This is a genomic window from Dermatophilus congolensis, assembly GCF_900187045.1.
GTDB lineage: Bacteria > Actinomycetota > Actinomycetes > Actinomycetales > Dermatophilaceae > Dermatophilus > Dermatophilus congolensis.
Genome location: NZ_LT906453.1, coordinates 1,144,381 through 1,160,759 on the forward strand (window position 1 = coordinate 1,144,381; position 16,379 = coordinate 1,160,759).

Annotated in this window: 16 protein-coding genes; 13 read left to right on the top strand and 3 right to left on the bottom strand. The window is 59.4% G+C overall.

The window, feature by feature from the left end:
• Positions 1-39 precede the first annotated feature (39 nt).
• The 6 genes from CKV89_RS11775 to CKV89_RS04885 all read left to right on the top strand — a co-directional run bounded on the left by CKV89_RS11775 (position 40) and on the right by CKV89_RS04885 (position 6,376).
• On the top strand, positions 40-261 hold the full coding sequence (locus CKV89_RS11775; protein ID WP_154657624.1) for a hypothetical protein: 222 nt from the start codon (positions 40-42) through the stop codon (positions 259-261).
• The gene (locus CKV89_RS04865; protein ID WP_154657623.1) at positions 258-2,144 is read left to right on the top strand and encodes an alpha/beta hydrolase; all 1,887 of its coding nucleotides are present in this window, start codon (positions 258-260) and stop codon (positions 2,142-2,144) included. Before CKV89_RS11775 ends, CKV89_RS04865 begins: the two co-directional genes overlap by 4 nt.
• Positions 2,145-2,191: 47 nt before the next feature.
• Positions 2,192-2,488 carry an Asp-tRNA(Asn)/Glu-tRNA(Gln) amidotransferase subunit GatC gene (gene gatC / locus CKV89_RS04870; RefSeq protein ID WP_028327057.1) on the top strand — a complete coding sequence of 99 codons (297 nt, stop codon included), beginning with the start codon at positions 2,192-2,194 and terminating at the stop codon, positions 2,486-2,488.
• A gap of 79 nt (positions 2,489-2,567) precedes the next feature.
• Complete coding sequence (gene gatA, locus CKV89_RS04875) at positions 2,568-4,148, top strand: Asp-tRNA(Asn)/Glu-tRNA(Gln) amidotransferase subunit GatA (protein ID WP_034400919.1); 1,581 nt, start codon at positions 2,568-2,570, stop codon at positions 4,146-4,148.
• 50 nt (positions 4,149-4,198) lie between these two features.
• Positions 4,199-5,728: an Asp-tRNA(Asn)/Glu-tRNA(Gln) amidotransferase subunit GatB gene (gene gatB, locus CKV89_RS04880; RefSeq protein WP_034401058.1), complete on the top strand. Its 1,530-nt coding sequence runs from the start codon at positions 4,199-4,201 to the stop codon at positions 5,726-5,728.
• Positions 5,729-5,731: 3 nt separating this feature from the next.
• Complete coding sequence (locus tag CKV89_RS04885) at positions 5,732-6,376, top strand: SixA phosphatase family protein (RefSeq protein WP_028327054.1); 645 nt, start codon at positions 5,732-5,734, stop codon at positions 6,374-6,376.
• A 94-nt stretch (positions 6,377-6,470) separates the two neighbouring features.
• Here CKV89_RS04885 and CKV89_RS04890 read toward each other — a convergent pair whose 3' ends face one another.
• Together CKV89_RS04890 and CKV89_RS04895 are read right to left on the bottom strand one after the other, a co-directional pair.
• The gene (locus CKV89_RS04890; protein ID WP_051277476.1) at positions 6,471-7,052 is read right to left on the bottom strand and encodes a phospholipase A2 family protein; all 582 of its coding nucleotides are present in this window, start codon (positions 7,050-7,052) and stop codon (positions 6,471-6,473) included.
• Positions 7,053-7,217: 165 nt separating this feature from the next.
• The gene (locus CKV89_RS04895; protein ID WP_028327052.1) at positions 7,218-7,475 is read right to left on the bottom strand and encodes a hypothetical protein; all 258 of its coding nucleotides are present in this window, start codon (positions 7,473-7,475) and stop codon (positions 7,218-7,220) included.
• A 355-nt stretch (positions 7,476-7,830) separates the two neighbouring features.
• Between CKV89_RS04895 and CKV89_RS04900 the strand changes: the two genes are divergently transcribed.
• The 6 genes from CKV89_RS04900 (at position 7,831) to CKV89_RS11780 (ending at position 14,396) form a co-directional block, all read left to right on the top strand.
• A complete protein-coding gene (locus tag CKV89_RS04900) occupies positions 7,831-9,633 on the top strand; it encodes an acetolactate synthase large subunit (RefSeq protein ID WP_028327051.1) in 1,803 nt (600 codons plus the stop codon).
• Between the two features lie 25 nt (positions 9,634-9,658).
• Complete coding sequence (gene ilvN, locus CKV89_RS04905; protein ID WP_028327050.1) at positions 9,659-10,168, top strand: acetolactate synthase small subunit; 510 nt, start codon at positions 9,659-9,661, stop codon at positions 10,166-10,168.
• Positions 10,169-10,273: 105 nt separating this feature from the next.
• A complete protein-coding gene (gene ilvC / locus CKV89_RS04910) occupies positions 10,274-11,284 on the top strand; it encodes a ketol-acid reductoisomerase (protein ID WP_028327049.1) in 1,011 nt (336 codons plus the stop codon).
• A gap of 249 nt (positions 11,285-11,533) precedes the next feature.
• On the top strand, positions 11,534-12,979 hold the full coding sequence (locus CKV89_RS04915) for a glycine hydroxymethyltransferase (RefSeq protein ID WP_028327048.1): 1,446 nt from the start codon (positions 11,534-11,536) through the stop codon (positions 12,977-12,979).
• 128 nt (positions 12,980-13,107) lie between these two features.
• A complete protein-coding gene (locus CKV89_RS04920; protein WP_028327047.1) occupies positions 13,108-14,196 on the top strand; it encodes a branched-chain amino acid aminotransferase in 1,089 nt (362 codons plus the stop codon).
• On the top strand, positions 14,175-14,396 hold the full coding sequence (locus tag CKV89_RS11780) for a hypothetical protein (RefSeq protein ID WP_154657622.1): 222 nt from the start codon (positions 14,175-14,177) through the stop codon (positions 14,394-14,396). The genes CKV89_RS04920 and CKV89_RS11780 overlap by 22 nt, the downstream gene beginning before the upstream one ends.
• 15 nt (positions 14,397-14,411) lie before the next feature.
• Here CKV89_RS11780 and CKV89_RS04925 read toward each other — a convergent pair whose 3' ends face one another.
• On the bottom strand, positions 14,412-15,293 hold the full coding sequence (locus tag CKV89_RS04925; RefSeq protein ID WP_231935454.1) for a 3-methyladenine DNA glycosylase: 882 nt from the start codon (positions 15,291-15,293) through the stop codon (positions 14,412-14,414).
• 196 nt (positions 15,294-15,489) lie between these two features.
• On the opposite strand from CKV89_RS04925, the gene CKV89_RS04930 reads away from it, so the two are divergent.
• Entirely contained in the window at positions 15,490-16,272 is a 783-nt protein-coding gene (locus CKV89_RS04930; protein ID WP_028327045.1) for a fumarylacetoacetate hydrolase family protein, read from the top strand.
• Positions 16,273-16,379: the final 107 nt, after the last annotated feature.

Consider the following 16,379-nt stretch of genomic DNA (forward strand, 5'->3'; position numbering starts at 1 on the left):
TGGTGTCGTTTTGGGGTGTTTGGCTGCGAGAGTGGGGGGATGGATGACAGTGATGTGCAGCGGTTGCGGCAGGCTGCGGAGGTTATTCGTGCTGCGGGTGGCAGTGATGGTCTAGCGGGGGATTTGACGTATTTGGATGGTGCGTTGCCTGGTTCTACGACTGGTCATGCCGCGTATGACTTGGTGTTGGGGTTGGGGTTGTGGTGTTCGGATTTGGCGGATTTTGTGGAGGCTGTTGCTGCTGGTGGTGAGCAGGGGTGAGGGCGCGGTTGTTTGGGGTGGTGGTGCATCCGTGGATGACGCAGGATCCTGAGGGGTTTGTGTGGTTGGCGCAGGTTGTGCGGCAGCGGGGGCGTGAGATGTCGCGGGGGGTGGGGATGGTTCAGGAGGTGTTGGGTGGGGTGGCTGATGAGGGGGTGTCTCCGGAGTTAGTGGGGGTGTTTGCGGCGATTGAGCAGGCGGCTTCGGCGTGTGAGGTGTTGGCGCAGGCGTTGGGTGAGCATGGTGTGCAGGTTGCGCGGTTGGTAGGGGAGTTGGAGTCGTTGCCGGTGGGTAGGTGGTGGCAGGTGGGGCGGTTGCGGGATGAGTTGCGGGTGCATACGGATGCGTTGTCGCAGGTGGATGTGCGGGTGCGGGAGTTGGTGCAGGAGTGTGTGCGTGGGGTTCCGCGGGCGGGGGTGCGGCGGTGGTCGCAGGTGTTGGGTGTTGTGGGGGTAGGGGGTGAGGTGGCGGTGGGGTCGCGGGTGGAGTGTGCGGGGTTGGCGTTGCCGGTGTTGCGGGTGGCGGTGTTGGGGGATCCGGGGGTGCGGGTGCGTTTTGCTCGGGAGGGGTTGGAGTCGGTGGGTTTGGGGGTTCCGTTGGGTGTTGGGGCGGCGATGCGGGTGGTGGAGTTGGCTGAAGGGGCTGGTGTGGGTGGGGTGGAGTGTGAGGCTGCGCGTGCGGCGGTGGTGCGGATGCGGGGTCAGTTGGGTGGGGTGCAGGTGGGGGTGCGGGTAGTGGAGGAGGTGCGTGCGGCGTTGGTGGCGTTGGGGTGGCAGGGGCGGGAGCGGTTGGTGTTGTTGTGGCCGCGGGTGGTGGGTGCGTTGCCGGGGGCGGATCCGTTGTTGCGGGGGAGGGCTAATGCGTCGGTGATTAGGGCGGAGTTGGGGCGTGCTCGGGTGGTTGATGTGGAGTTGGAGGCGCGGGCGGTGGCTAGGCGGGTGGGGGATGCTTCGAGTGTGTTGCGGCGGGCGCGGTCGTGGTTGTTATCGGTGTATACGGGGGTGGAGCAGGCGCGGACGTGGGTGGCATTGCGGACGGATTATCCGTGGTTTGTGCGGCGTGATTTGCGGGCGCGGGTGCGGTTGTGGCTGCGTTTGTTGATGGAGCGTCCTGGGGGTAGGGCGCGGTGTGTGTGGGCGTTTGATGCGGTGGGGGTGGGGCATGTTGTGGAGTTGATTGGTTGTTGGGATGAGCGGACGCGCAATGTGGTGGTGTTTGTTCCGGGGACGGGGTCGGGGATGTATGGGTTTCATATGCCTGAGCGCAGTTGTCGGGTGTTGGTGGAGTCTGATCTGTCGGGGCGGACGGCGGCGTTGTGTTGGGTGGGGGATGAGTTTCCGACGGGGATTGTGAATGAGTCGTCTTCGGGGCGGTTTGCGGTTTCGGCGGGGCGGGCGTTGGTTTCGGATGTAGTGGCGTTGGGGGTGCCTGGTGGTTCGGTAGGGGTGCGGGTGACGGTGGTTGGTCATAGTTATGGGGCGGCGATGGTGGGGGCGGCGGAGCGGGTGGGGTTGCCTGCTGATGTGGTGGTGCATCTTGGGTCTGCGGGGGCGGGTCCGGGGGTGCGTTCGGTGGCTGATTATGCGCGGTGGGATGTGTGGGGGCGGGTGCGTCGGGTGCGTCGGTTTGTGTGTACTGCTCCGGGTGATCCGGTGCGGTGGGTTTTTCTGTTGTCTGGGGTGGGGGTTGCGCCGTTGGGGGTGGATCCGCGGGGTTTGGTGGGAGTGGAGGTTTTTGGTGCGGGGGTGTGGGAAGAGGAGGTGGGTGGTCATCGGGTTGGGGAGTGTGTGTCTGGTGCGGCTGGGCATATGGGGGTGATGACGCCGGGGACGACGGCGTTTCGTCGGGTGTGTGAGATTGCGCGTGGGGTTGAGCCTTGTTGATGGTGGCCAGCTCGGGGCTGGGGGTGTTTGCCGCGTATGGTGGTTTCATGGCGTCGATTTCGAAAGACCAGGTAGCGCACCTGGCCATGCTGGCCCGTATCGAGATGGACGACGAGGAGCTGAGCCGGCTTGCGGGTGAGCTGGATGGGATCCTCGACGCGGTCGCGTTGGTGGGTGAGGTGGCTTCGGCGGATGTGGAGCCGATGGCTAATCCTGTGGCGATGAATACTGTGCTGCGCGCAGATGAGCCGTGTGAGGGTTTGTCTGGTGAGGGTGTGTTGGGTAATGCCCCTGAGGCCGAGGATGGCCGTTTCGTGGTGCCGCGCATTCTTGGTGAGGACTGACGTGGCTGTTTCTTCTGGGGCCTGTGATGGCTCGTTTTCTTTTGTTGATTCGTCTGTGGAGTGTGAGGAGCAGGTGCCGATGCTGAGCACCCCTGAGCAGATTGTGCGTGCTTCGGCCGTTGAGTTGGCTGCGGCGATGCGTGCCGGTGAGGTGACTTCTGAGCAGGTCACTCGGGCTTTTTTGGACCGTATTGATGCTGTGGATGGTGTGGTTCACGCTTTCTTGCACCGTAATGACCAGGAGGCGTTGGCGGTAGCGCGTGAGGTGGATGCGGCGCGTGCGGCTGGTGAGGAGTTGCCGCCGTTGGCGGGGGTACCGATTGCGGTGAAGGACATCGCGGCGACGGTGGGGCAGCCTACGACGGCGGCGAGTCGGTTTTTGCAGGGGTGGATGCCTCCGTATGACGCCACGGTGGTGGAGCGGATTCGTCAGGCGCGGATGCCGATTTTGGGTAAGACGAATATGGATGAGTTCGCGATGGGTGGGTCTACGGAGCATTCTGCGTATGGCGTGACGCGTAATCCGTGGTCGTTGGATCGGGTTCCGGGTGGTTCTGGTGGTGGTAGCGCGGCGGTGCTTGCGGCGCATATGGCGCCGTTGGCGGTGGGGTCTGATACGGGTGGGTCGATTCGTCAGCCGGCGGCGTTTACGGGCACGGTGGGTGTGAAGCCTACGTATGGAGGGGTTTCCCGGTATGGGGTGATCTCTTTGGCGAGCAGTTTGGATCAGATTGGTCCGTGCGCGAACACAGTTGAGGATGCAGCGTTGCTGCATGAGGTGTTGGGTGGGCATGATCCGCGGGATTCGACGTCGTTGCCTGATCCGGTTCCTCCGGTTGTGGAGGCTGCGCGTAGTGGTGATTTGCAGGGGCTGCGGGTTGGTGCGATTCCGGAGCTGATCAGTGGTGAGGCTGCGCAGAGTTTCGGTGAGGGTGTGTTGGAGCAGTATGCTGCTGCGATCGCTGATCTAGAGGCTGCGGGTGCGCAGATCGTGGAGATTGAGATGCCACATTTCCGTTATGGGGTGGCGGCTTACTATCTGATTCTTCCTTCGGAGGCGAGCAGTAATCTCGCTCGGTATGACGCGATGCGGTATGGGCGTCGGGTTGCGCCGGCGGGTGTGGCTTCGCCGGATGCGGAGCAGGTGATGGCTGCTTCGCGTGAGGCTGGTTTTGGGCCGGAGGTTAAGCGCCGCATCATTTTGGGTACGTATGCGCTTAGTTCGGGGTATTACGACGCGTATTACGGGCAGGCGCAGAAGGTGCGCACGCTGATTGCTGGTGATTTTTCGGCTGCGTTTGCGTCGGTGGATGTGATTGCCTCGCCGACAGCGACGGTGACTCCGTATGTGCTGGGTGAAAAGATTGATGACCCGGTGGCTTTGTATGTTCTTGATGCTTTGACGATTCCGGCGAACTTGGCTGGTCTTCCGGCGATGAGTGTGCCTGTTGGTACTTCGTCGGCGGATGGTTTGCCGGTGGGGATGCAGTTTATTGCGCCGGCTCGTGCTGATGATCGTCTTTACCGTGTGGGTGCGGGGTTGGAGCGGGCTGTGCGTGAGCGGTTGGGTGCGCCGGTGTTGGCGTCGATGCCGGATCTTATTGCTGCCGTGGCTGCCTTTGAGGGTGAGGCTGCTGACATCACAGGAGGGGACCGATGAGCACGGTCGCGAAGGAGTTGGCTTCGATTGCGGCTGCTGCCGCTACGGAGATGGACACGATCGATTTCGATGAAGTGGTTGAGCTGTATGACCCGGTGATTGGTCTTGAAGTCCATGTGGAGTTAAATACGGCGACGAAGATGTTTTGTTCGTGTTCGGCGCGTTTTGGTGCTGAGCCGAATACGCATGTGTGTCCGGTCTGTTTGGGGCTGCCTGGGGCGTTGCCGGTGGTGAATGCCGCTGCGGTGGAGTCGGCTATCCGGATCGGGTTGGCGTTGAACTGTGAGATCAATCAGGTGACACGGTTTGCGCGGAAGAATTACTTCTATCCGGATATGACGAAGAATTTCCAAACCTCGCAGGCAGAGAACCCGATTGCGGTGAATGGGTATCTCGATGTGACGTTGGAAGATGGCGCGGTTTTCCGGGTGGAGATTGAGCGTGCGCACATGGAGGAAGATGCCGGCAAGTTGGTGCATGTCGGTGGTTCTACTGGGCGTATTCAGGGTGCGGATTATTCGCTGGCTGACTACAACCGGGCTGGTATTCCGTTGATCGAGATTGTGACGCGGCCTTTGTATGGGGCTGGTGAGCGTGCGCCGGAGGTGGCTCGGGCATATGTGGGTGCGTTGCGTGAGTTGATGCAGGCGTTGAAGGTCAGCGATGCGCGGATGGAGCAGGGGTCGTTGCGCTGTGATGCGAACGTTTCTTTGCGGCCGCGTGCTGGTGCGGATCGTTTGGGGCCAGAGCAGCTTGCGGTGAAGTTGGGTACGCGTACTGAGACGAAGAATGTGAACTCGTTGCGGTCGGTGCATGACGCGGTGCGTTATGAGATGACTCGTCAGGCAGCGGTGTTGGAGTCTGGGCGGCCGGTGTTGCAGGAGACTCGTCACTGGAATGAGGGGACGGGTATTACTGGTTCGGGTCGGCCTAAGTCTGATGCGGATGATTATCGGTATTTCCCGGAGCCGGATTTGTTGCCGATTGTGACAACTGCCGAGCGTATTGAGCAGTTGCGGGCTACGCTGCCTGAGCCGCCGGGGTTGCGTCGTGAGCGTCTTCAGGGCCAGTGGGGTTTCACTGATTTGGAGATGCGTGATGTGGTCGGTGCTGGTGCGCTGGATCTGATTGATGAGAGCGTGTTGGCTGGTGCTAGCCCGGCTGGGGCGCGTAAATGGTGGCTGGGTGAGGTGTTGCGTCGCGCGAATGCTCAGGAGCGTGAGTTGGTCGATATGGGGCTGGCTCCTGCTGATGTTGCTGAGTTGGAGCAGTTGGTCTCTTCGGGGCGTCTGTCGGATGCGATGGCGCGCCAGGTGCTTGAGGGTGTTCTTGCTGGTGAGGGTACGCCGACGGCGGTTGCTGATGCCCGTGGCTTGGCCATGGTCAATGATGACAGCGCGCTCCAGGAAGCAGTAGACGCGGCGATTGCTGCGAATCCTTCTGTGGCAGAAAAGATTCGCGGCGGTAAGGTGCAGGCTGCAGGTGCTTTGATCGGTCAGGTAATGAAGGCAACAAAAGGCAGCGCGGACGCCGCCCGCGTGCGTGAGCTGATCCTCGAAACCTTGGGCGTGGAGGGCTAAACGATGACGAGTGTGCAGACGGTTGAGGGTCCTGGGGCCATGCGTCGGCGTCTGCAGCAGGCCTCAGCGGCTGGCGAGCATGGTGCCGCTGAGGTCGACTCTTCATTAGTTGCTTCGTCGGCATTGGCTGGTTTCGCCGGAGAAGGGGAGGACATGCGAGTCGTTGTCCTGATGCGGCATGCGAAGGCTAAGTCTTCTTCTCCTGCGGGCGATTTTGAGCGCCCGTTGCATCGGGATGGTCGTAACGCGGCCAGGATGGTGGGGGAGTGGCTAGTTGGCGAGAATGTGCGTCCTGATATCGCTGTGGTTTCGCCCTCAGCGCGTACGGTGCAGACGTGGGAAGAGTTAACCCGTGGTGGCTTGCGCGCTAATGATTTGTGGGCCGATAAAGCGATTTATGACGGTGAGGCTCGCGACATCATCGAGTCGGTGAATGCTTTGCCTAATGATGCGCATGTTGTTGTGGTGATTGGGCATTTCCCGGGGGTTCCGCAGTTGGCGAGTCGGTTGGCTGATCATCTTCCGGCAGGGTCTGCTCATCCTGAGGATGGGTGGCCGCCGGCGTCTGCTGCGGTGGTTGCTCATCCGGGTAGTTGGGAGTCTTTCCCGAGTGAGGAGTCTGCATTGGTTGCTTTCCGTCGAGGGTGAGGCGGGGCGCAGCGAAGTTTCTTACAGAACGGGCCCGCAGGGTAGGCATGGTGTGTGCTTCCTTGCGGGCCCGTTGTGCTGGGGAGTGCGTTTTCTACTTTTTGCAGGGTGAGATGGTGAACCAAACGCGCACGGCTGCAGCCACGATGCGCTCTTTGCGTTTCATGGTGGGGGAGAGGCGTTTGATGTCGGCTTTGAGTTTGGCGTCGCATTGGCAGTCGAAGTAGGCGCGCTGGCCGTAGCAGTCGTCGTGCTCTTTGCAGAGCTGGTCGAGTGTGTCTACGGGGTCTCCGGGGCCGCTGTGGCCTGGTCCGCAGTATTTGCCCCAGATGGGTAGGGAGAAGCTGCGTGCGGTGGCAGCGGGGCCGCTGAAGGAGTCTCGGACTTCGTTGTATTTCTCTCCAGCATCAATGATTTCTGAGGATTCGCCTGCGCGGCGGGCTTTTTCGACATCGAAGACGGATTCTCCGTCTTTCTTGACCAGGTAGCGCTCGATACCGGCAACAAGTGTGTCTAGGGCCGGATCTGCGGCGGTAGCAGTAGCGGTGGTGGGGGCTGGTGCAGCTGGTTCGGCAGGGGCGGCGGTGGCGCTTGTTCCTGCCAGTGTCAGTACGAGAGCGCTGGCTGAGAGGGTGGACAGGCAGGCTCGTGCCAGGCGGGTGAGGTTGGTTTTCATAAAAGCTCTTTCAGTGATTCCGGCGACGCGGTCGTCGAATCGCGCAGTGGCGAATGTGCAGTGAAGTATGCGCTGCCACTGTCATGTGGTACTTGCCTGGTGTGGGTAGAAGAGCTGTTAAGCGGCCGAAAGGAATTGCGTGGTTTTCGGGTGTTTCAGGGCCGGTTAGATGCCGTGGAGAAGGTAGGCCAGGGTGACGATAAGGGGAATGCCGGTCAAGGTCAGGGCAGTGTTGAGCGCGGTGAGGGGAATGTTTTTAGCGCGTAGCCCCAGGATTGCCCCAGTGATGCCGATGAGCATGACCAGGCCGAAGATGAACCAGGTGAGCCATACGAAATGGGTGCCGCGGGATACGGTCACGATGATGATGATTGCGTTAGCGACTAGGCACAGCCAAGCAGCCTGCGAAGCGGATGGGCGCATTGCGGCTCCTTCGTGGGGGTGAATCGCTGTCTTTGCCAAGGAACGGTAAACGGTATCGAGAGGTTCCGGTAGGTCTTCGTTATTAACGTTGGGTGAAAACTCCTGCGTAAGAGCGGGATGCGTTGATTGTTGCGGAAGTTTTTGTGACGTGGATTTCGTGGGTGCATGGCCGTGGTCAGTAATTACGCCCAGCGCCACGGATCCACAGGAAAGAATGTGACATCTATCACATATTTTGTTGTGTGGTGTGGGTCGATAAGTGACATGGCAGATGAGACGTATCTGTCCGAACTTTGACAGCCTGCGGTGCCCATACGAAGGTTGTGAATCACACTCCAGGAAAGTGGGCATCCCCGTGGCAAATTCACGAGCACCTCGCCCTTCGCCGCCGAAGACGGCGAAGAACGCCGAACTGCGTAACACCACCAGTGAGGTCCACGCAGTCACTGGCGCTGAAAGTCTCGTCAAGTCCCTTGAAGCAGTGGGCGCGGACGTCATCTTCGGGATGCCTGGCGATGCGATCTGGCCCGCCTACGAACCCCTACTCAGCTCGGCCAGCCTGCGGCACATCCTGGTCCGTCACGAACAAGCAGCTGGCCACGCAGCACAAGGCTACGCCTGCGTCACCGGCAAGGTCGGCGTATGCATGGCTACCTCTGGACCTGGAGCAACCAACCTGGTCACCGCAATCGCTGACGCCCACATGGACTCCGTCCCCCTGGTAGCAATCACTGGCCAAGTCGCCAGCTCAGCTATCGGAACAGATGCTTTCCAAGAAGCAGATATTCGCGGTATCACCATGCCGATCACAAAACACAACTTCCTCGTCACTAACCCCGATGACATCCCCGCAGTCATCGCATCCGCGTTCCATATCGCTTCCACCGGCAGGCCAGGCCCGGTCCTTATCGACATCACCAAAGATGCCCAGAGGGCACACACCGAATTCTCCTGGCCACCCAAAATTGACCTCCCGGGTTATAAACCAGGCACCAAACCTCACCAACGACAGATCCGAGAAGCAGCCAAACTTATTGGCTCGGCACAACGCCCTGTTTTCTACTTCGGCGGCGGAGCCATCCGAGCTGGTGCCGGGCACCACCTGCGCCGACTCATTGACCTAACCCGCATCCCCTGCGTCACTACCCTCATGGGGCGCGGCGTTGTCCCCGACTCCCACCCTCTCCACCTAGGCATGCCAGGAATGCACGGCTGCGCCGCAGCAGTCATGGCCCTGCAAAAATGTGATCTTCTTATTGCTATCGGTGCCCGGTTCGACGACTGCGTCACCGGAAAACCATCCACTTTCGCCCCTGCCGCCACAGTGATCCATGCCGACATCGATGCAGCAGAGATCGGCAAAAACCGAGCCGCAGATGTCCCCATCGTTGGTGATGCAAAAGCCGTCACCATCGAACTATTAAGCGCACTAGGACACGAGGGTGCACTGGGTGATTACATCCCCTGGCGTGAGGAAATCCACCAGATCGCGCAGCAATACCCCCTCGGCTACAGCGCCACCGAGGGGCAGCTAGCAGCACAATTCATACTCGAGCGGCTCTCTACCCTCGTTGGCCCCGAAGCCACATATGTCTCTGGTGTTGGTCAGCATCAAATGTGGGCCGCACAGTTCATCACCTATGAACGCCCAGCCTCATGGTTGAACTCCGGGGGACTAGGCACGATGGGATATGCAGTCCCTGCTGCGATGGGCGCCAAAGTTGCCGAACCAGATCGCACAGTGTGGGCCATCGACGGCGACGGCTGTTTCCAAATGACTAACCAAGAACTCGCCACCTGCCTGGTCAACAATATCCCCATCAAAGTCGCCATCCTCAACAACTCCTCGCTGGGCATGCTGAGCACACGGCAGGGCCTGATCTATGGCCAACACGCTGCATCCGAAGCTGGCGCAGTGCGCGTACCTGACTTCGTCAAACTCGCCGAGGCATATGGCTGCGCTGGCTTTAGATGTGAACACCCCAGTGAGGTAGATGCCACCATCGCCGCAGCCATGGCTATCAATGACCGCCCCGCCGTTATTGATTTTGTCGTCGCACACCAAGCCATGCAGTGGCCTATGGTCCCAGCCGAGATCACGGACGAGGAACTGCGCTACGTCCGTGAATCTTCACCCGTGTGGGACCGTCTCGCCTGAGCCCGGAATGGAAGAAGGCCACCCCATGAAACGCCACATCTTGTCCGTGCTGGTCCAAAACCACCCGGGTGTTCTTGCTCGGGTGGCTGGGTTATTTTCCCGCCGCGGCTTCAATATCGATTCCCTTGCTGTTGGCCCAACAGAAGATCCAAAGGTCTCACGGATGACCGTGGTGGTCGATGTGGAAGACCTTCCGCTAGAACAGATCACCAAGCAGCTCAATAAACTTGTCGAAGTACTGAAAGTGATTGAGCTCGATCTTGACAACACAGTCACCCGGCGCATCTTGCTCGTAAAAGTTCGTGTCGACAGCACCTGCCGTGCTGATGTGGTGCAAATTGCTGAGCTGTTCCGCGCTCGCATTGTTGATGTCGCTTCGGACTCGGTCACGATCGAAGCCACTGGCCGTCTAACGAAGTTGGATGCTTTGCTGGCGCTGCTTGAACCCTACGGTGTGAAAGAACTCGTGCAGTCCGGGATGGTTGCGATTGGGCGAGGATCCAAAGCGATTACAGACCGTTCCGGTAGGAACTGACTGTTTGCGGCGCCCACGACGGGCCGTGTCCTGCAACACTTTCCCCATACCCTCCCGGCGTTGCTCGGGACTGAGAGCTATTGAAAACGATGTGAGGAGCCAGACATGGCCGAACTGCTTTACGACGACGACGCCGACCTGACAATCATCCAGGGCCGCAAGGTCGCCGTCATCGGTTACGGCGAGCAAGGTCAGGCTCACAGCCTCAACCTGCGCGACTCTGGTGTCGATGTCCGCGTTGGTTTGCGGGAAGGGTCGGCCTCAATTGAGAAGGCGCAAGAAGAAGGACTTCGCGTGGTGCCGGTGGCGCAGGCAGCACAAGAAGCCGATGTCATCGTGCTGATGGTCCCTGATCATGAGCAGCAAGCACTTTTCCTGCAAGAAATCGCTCCGCACCTGCAAGCAGGTAACGCGCTCGGCTTTGCACACGGGTTTGCTATTCGGTACGGCTACATCCAAGCCCCCGCAGACGTGGACGTGTTCCTGGTCTCTGCTAAAGGGTCAGGAGATCTTGTTCGCCGCGAGTACGAGGATGGCCGTGGCGTGCCGGTGCTCCTAGCAGTTGAGCAGGACGCCACCGGGCAGGCCTGGGAGCTGGTGGCTTCCTACGCCATGGCTATGGGTGGACTGCGTGCAGGTGGCATGAAAACCACATTCGCAGAAGAGGCCGAGACGCACCTGTTCGCTGCCCAGGCCGTTCGTGGTGGAGGACTTTCGCACCTGGTGAAAGCTGGTTTTGAAACTTTGGTTGAGGCCGGATACCAGCCGCAGATGGCGTACCTGGAGTGCCTGCACGAGCTGAAGACGGTTGTTGATGTGATGGTTGAGCAGGGGCTGGCTGCACAGCGCCGATCGGTCTCGGACACCAGCGAATACGGCGATTACGTTTCTGGTCCGCGCGTGGTGGACGCGAATACGAAATCGTTGATGAAAGATGTTCTCGAGGACGTTCGTAGTGGTGCCTTTGCTGAGCGGTTTATTCAGGACCAGCAGGCAGGTGCCGGCGAACTCACTGAGTTGCGCGCCGCAGCAGAAAGCCACGAGGTGGAGACGATGGGGACCCAGATGCGTCCGATGTTTCCGTGGATAGCTGCACGCGATGAGTACAGCGACTGATCTGCTGCGCGCTGACGTGGCAGGTGGAGCAGTGGGGGCGCCGCACCAGGGGCGCCCCCAGCGTCGTATCAGCGCTCGTGCGTGAGCTGCCTGGGCGCTCAAAGAACGATGAAGCCAATTCCCATAGCGTTGTGTGGGATACGTTATCGATTTCACTTATGGATCTAGTGGCTACTTGCTGTTTGCGGTGAAGTTGTCCTCGATAAGCTCAGGATTGTCCGCCCCTGAACATCCAACGAGGAGCAGCCCGTGAGCGATACAGATCTCACTGCCCAGTCCACTGCGTTCCGTAACGCAATCAGCGTCATTGAAGGGGTGGAGCCGCGTATCGCGCAGGCCATCCGATCAGAGCTTCGTGATCAGCGCAGTTCTTTGAAACTTATCGCCAGTGAGAACTATGCTTCCACAGCTTCCCTGTTGGCATTAGGTAACTGGCTTTCTGACAAGTACGCCGAGGGCACGATTGGGCACCGCTTCTATGCCGGATGCCAGAACATTGACACGGTCGAGAGTGTCGCAGCCGAACACGCACGGGAACTGTTCGGCGCCCAGCACGCCTACGTGCAGCCCCACTCGGGTATCGACGCCAACCTTGTCGCTTATTGGGCGATCCTGGCTCATCGAGTTCAATCACCGGCGTTGGACAAGGCTGGGGTGAAATCGGTCTATGACCTTAATGACGCTCAGTGGGCTTCGCTGCGTGCTGAATTGGGTAACCAGCGCCTCATGGGTCTTGCTCTGGATGCTGGTGGGCACCTGACTCACGGGTATCGCCCAAACATTTCCGGAAAAATGTTTGATCAGCACTGCTACTCCACAGACCCGCAGACCGGCGTGCTCGACTATGCGCAGGTTGCCCAGCAGGTCAAAGAGTTCAAACCGCTGATCCTCGTGGCGGGGTATTCGGCATATCCACGGCTGATCAACATGGCCAAGATGAAAGAAATCGCCGACTCTGTCGGTGCCGTGCTGATGGTAGATATGGCGCACTTTGCTGGCTTGGTCGCTGGCAAGGTCGCTACCGGTGAATATGACCCGGTGGCTTACGCCGATGTCGTCACCACCACGACGCACAAGTCATTGCGCGGTCCTCGCGGTGGGCTGGTGCTGTGCACGGATGAGTTCAAGGATGCTGTCGACAAGGGCTGCCCGATGGTGTTGGGTGGGCCGCTGTCGAACATGATGGCGGGTAAAGCGGTGGCCTTGGCAGAAGCGCGTAAGCCAGAGTTCCAGACGTACGCGCGCAACATTGTTGACAACGCTGTTGCTTTGGCTGAGGGGCTGAAGAAGCGGGGCGCCAAGCTAGTTTCTGACGGCACCGAAAACCACATCGTTCTGCTGGATGTGGGTAGCTACGGCATCACTGGCCGGCAGGCCGAGGGGGCACTGCTGGAATCCGGCATTGTCACAAACCGTAACTCGATTCCGAACGACCCTAACGGTGCCTGGTTCACCACGGGAATTCGTTTCGGCACACCAGCATTGACCTCCCGCGGTCTGGGTGTGGCGGAGATGGACACCATCGCTGAGATGGTCGACACTGCGCTGAAAGCCACGAAGCCGGGCACGACGAGCAAGGGAGCCCCGAGCAAAGCGCAGTACGTCATGCAGGAGTCTGTTGCCGCTCGTGTTCACGCACAAGCCGATGAGCTACTTGCTCCGTTCCCGCTGTACCCAGAGGTTGATCTGGGCTGAGCTGAGATAACGCGCAATCAACTCAGGGCGCATTGTGCTGCTTCTGTGACGAAGCTGGCCAATGCGTCCTTGCACATGTGATGGGGGAACACGCAACGACACAACAACCACAACCAAGGAAAGAGACCATGACTGCTGCACTCGATTTCGCTGTAGAACACAATCCGCACCCAGCGACGCCAGAACAACGTGCCCAGATCCTGTCTGCACCTAAATTCGGTGCTTACTTCACCGATCACATGGTTACGGCCACGTGGTCTGAGCAGCGGGGGTGGCATGAGGGACGTGTGGGCCCCTATGTGTCGTTCAGTATCGACCCGGCTGCGGGGATTCTGCACTATGGGCAGGCTGTGTTCGAGGGGCTCAAGGCCTATCGCCATGAAGACGGGTCGGTGTGGAGTTTCCGCCCAGAGGCTAACGCTGAACGTATGGCTTCTAGTTGCCGCAGGTTGGCTCTGCCTGAGTTGCCAACGCGGGATTTCCTCGAGTCCATCACTGCACTGGTGCAGGTCGATAACGCTTGGGTTCCGCCTTTCGGGGTGGGAGAGTCTTCTTTGTATTTGCGGCCTTTTGTGTTCGCTAGTGAGGCCTTTCTTGGAGTGCGCCCGGCACGGGAGGTCACCTACGCGCTGATTGCTTCACCTGCAGGGGCGTATTTTTCCGGTGGGGTTTCTCCGGTGACGTTGTGGATTTCGACGACATATTCACGGGCTGGGCGAGGTGGAACAGGGGCAGCCAAATGTGGCGGTAACTATGCCTCTTCGTTGGCTGGGCAGCTGGAGGGCATTTCTCACGGTGCTGAGCAGGTAGTTTTTCTGGACTCAGAGACCCAAACTTTTGTCGATGAGCTCGGCGGCATGAACATTTTCTTTGTTTATCGCGATGGGCGTTTGGTGACACCGGAGTTGACGGGGTCAATTCTGGAGGGAGTGACACGACGTTCGGTGTTGACTCTTGGTGCTGAGATGGGCTTAAACGTCCAGGAACGCCGAGTTCCGGTGCAGGAGTGGAAAGACGGCGTTGCGTCCGGCGAAATTACGGAGGCTTTTGCCTGTGGAACTGCTGCGGTTATTACTCCCATCGGGGATGTTCTCTGGGAGGGAGGATCAATGTCGCACGGCGCTCCGGTAGTGGCTTCGAAGATTCGCAGTACGCTTCTCGACGTTCAATATGGACGGATCGAGGACGGCCACGGATGGATGAAGCGACTGGTGTAAAAGACGCTGTACGCAGTGAAAGTGATTACACGAAAGGTCGATGGAAAGTTGCGCCGCAGCGGGCATCTCAGCTGCTTGCTGGGACGGTAGCGATGACGCTGGTCATGTTTTTGCTCTCAGAGTCATGGCTGTGGTTTTTGGCTATTCCGTTGCTGACATGGCTGATGTATGGATCTGGAGAATCCACCGATGCGCACTGAGAACCTGGCGTGAAATCACTTGTGTAGTAGTGCTTCGCATGCCTGGATAAGCCGGGTGCGTAGTTCGGTGGCGGCGCTGGCGAGTGTGCGCTGCTGGGCCACGTACTCGGCACGTCCCGATGTCGTCTCGATACGTATGGGCGTGATGTCCAGATCGCTCAGGTCGTAGGGGCTGGCCGCCATGTCTAGGTATCGGGCACGCATGGCATGGTCGAACATGTCGATAACTAGTTCGCTGGGCACGGCAGGTAGTAGCGCCGCGGCATATCGATATAGATCCATGCCTGCGTGAAGACAACCAGGCTGTTCATGGTTGATCTGGGTTTCTCGTGTTGGATGCTCCCGGTTCAGAGGCTGCGCTTGTGGCGTGAAGAACCGGAACGCGTCGTAATGGGTGCAATTCACCGGCAGCGATTCGACTACCTCGTTTGTGCCTTCCGCGCCCAAACGCAAGGGGGCAGGATGTCTCCTCTGGTCAGCGTCTTGATAAACCATTGCCCATTCGTGTAGTCCGAAGCAGGCATAGCTGGGGGTACGGGCCGCAGTGGCGACGAGAAGATCACGCACGTAGCGCACAAATTTTCCCCGATTAGCCAGAAAAGCAGGCACATCCACGTGCGTGAAGGTGTGGCCGTCACGTTCTTGGGTCACGTAGTAGCGCATGCGGGCATGCTCGGCAGCGTCGATCAATGTGATGTCGGGGCCAGGATGCCACTGGCGAAGCTGACCGGGAGTGTGTCGGTAGTACACCCAGATGAAATCTTCGACAGCATGTTTTTGGCCGTGAGAACGTCGCTCAAGGTGGGCGCGGGTACGTGCATCGACGCGCTCGTGATGTTCTTGAGCTGCGCGTCTCCACGTATCGGGCGGCAAAACAGTGTTGGTCAGGGCGGACACCAGGTCAGGGTATCCAGCTCGCGCATGCACGCCCACTCGTGGTGATTTTTCCCCCGCGTGCCCAGAGGCAGCCACGGACATGCTGTGAGCCAGCCTGAGCCGGGACGACCCTGCCTTCTTAGGCAACTAGGCTTCGCCAAGAGCTGACCAGGTGGCTGCATCCAGGCAGACACCTATTGCATAAGAAGGGGAACGCATGCGGATCGTTCGGTTTGTGCACGAAGATGAGGCGCCCAGTTATGGCGTTATCCAGGGAGATCCGGGTGAAGAGTGGATTGCTGCGGTCGCCGGTGACCCTCTGTACACACAAGTCACTGGTACCGGGCAGCGTTTCGAATTGGACCAGGTTCGCCTGGTGGCGCCGGTGCTACCACGCAGCAAAGTTATTGGCGTGGGCCGTAACTACGCTGACCACGCCGCGGAACTAGGGAACGAGGCACCTGCTCAGCCTGGGCTTTTCTTCATCCCGAATACTGCCGTGGCTGGCCCGGATGACCCGGTTGTGATTCCTCCTTTTGTTGAGGAAGTCAGTTTTGAAGCTGAACTGGCTGTGGTGATCGGCACGATGTGTAAAGACGTCCCAGCGTCCAGGGCTATGGATGTCATTTTTGGTTACACCTGCGCCAATGACGTCACTGCTCGTGATTTGCAAAAGACTGACCTGCAATGGGCCCGTGCCAAGGGACTTGATACCTTCTGCCCGCTTGGTCCGTGGATCGAAACGGACCTTGACCCTTCGGCGCTGGCTATACGTAGCCGGGTTGATGGTGAGCTTGCTCAAGATGGCGCCACGAGCGACATGGTCTTCGATGTAGCGGCGTTAATCGAGTACGTTTCTGCTGCCTTCACCCTTTTGCCCGGAGACGTGATCCTTACCGGTACTCCTGCGGGAGTTGGTTCGGTACGGGCCGGGCAGCGTGTCGAGATCGAGATCGAAGGGATCGGGGCTTTCTCTAACCCATTTGTTCGCCGCGACTAACTAGCTGCAGCGCAGCAAATGGTGACACATCGAACGAATGTGCCACCACAGAGTTACGAATGTTCGCCCCGCGAGTATCGTCATGGCATCCACAGCCTCCACCGTTG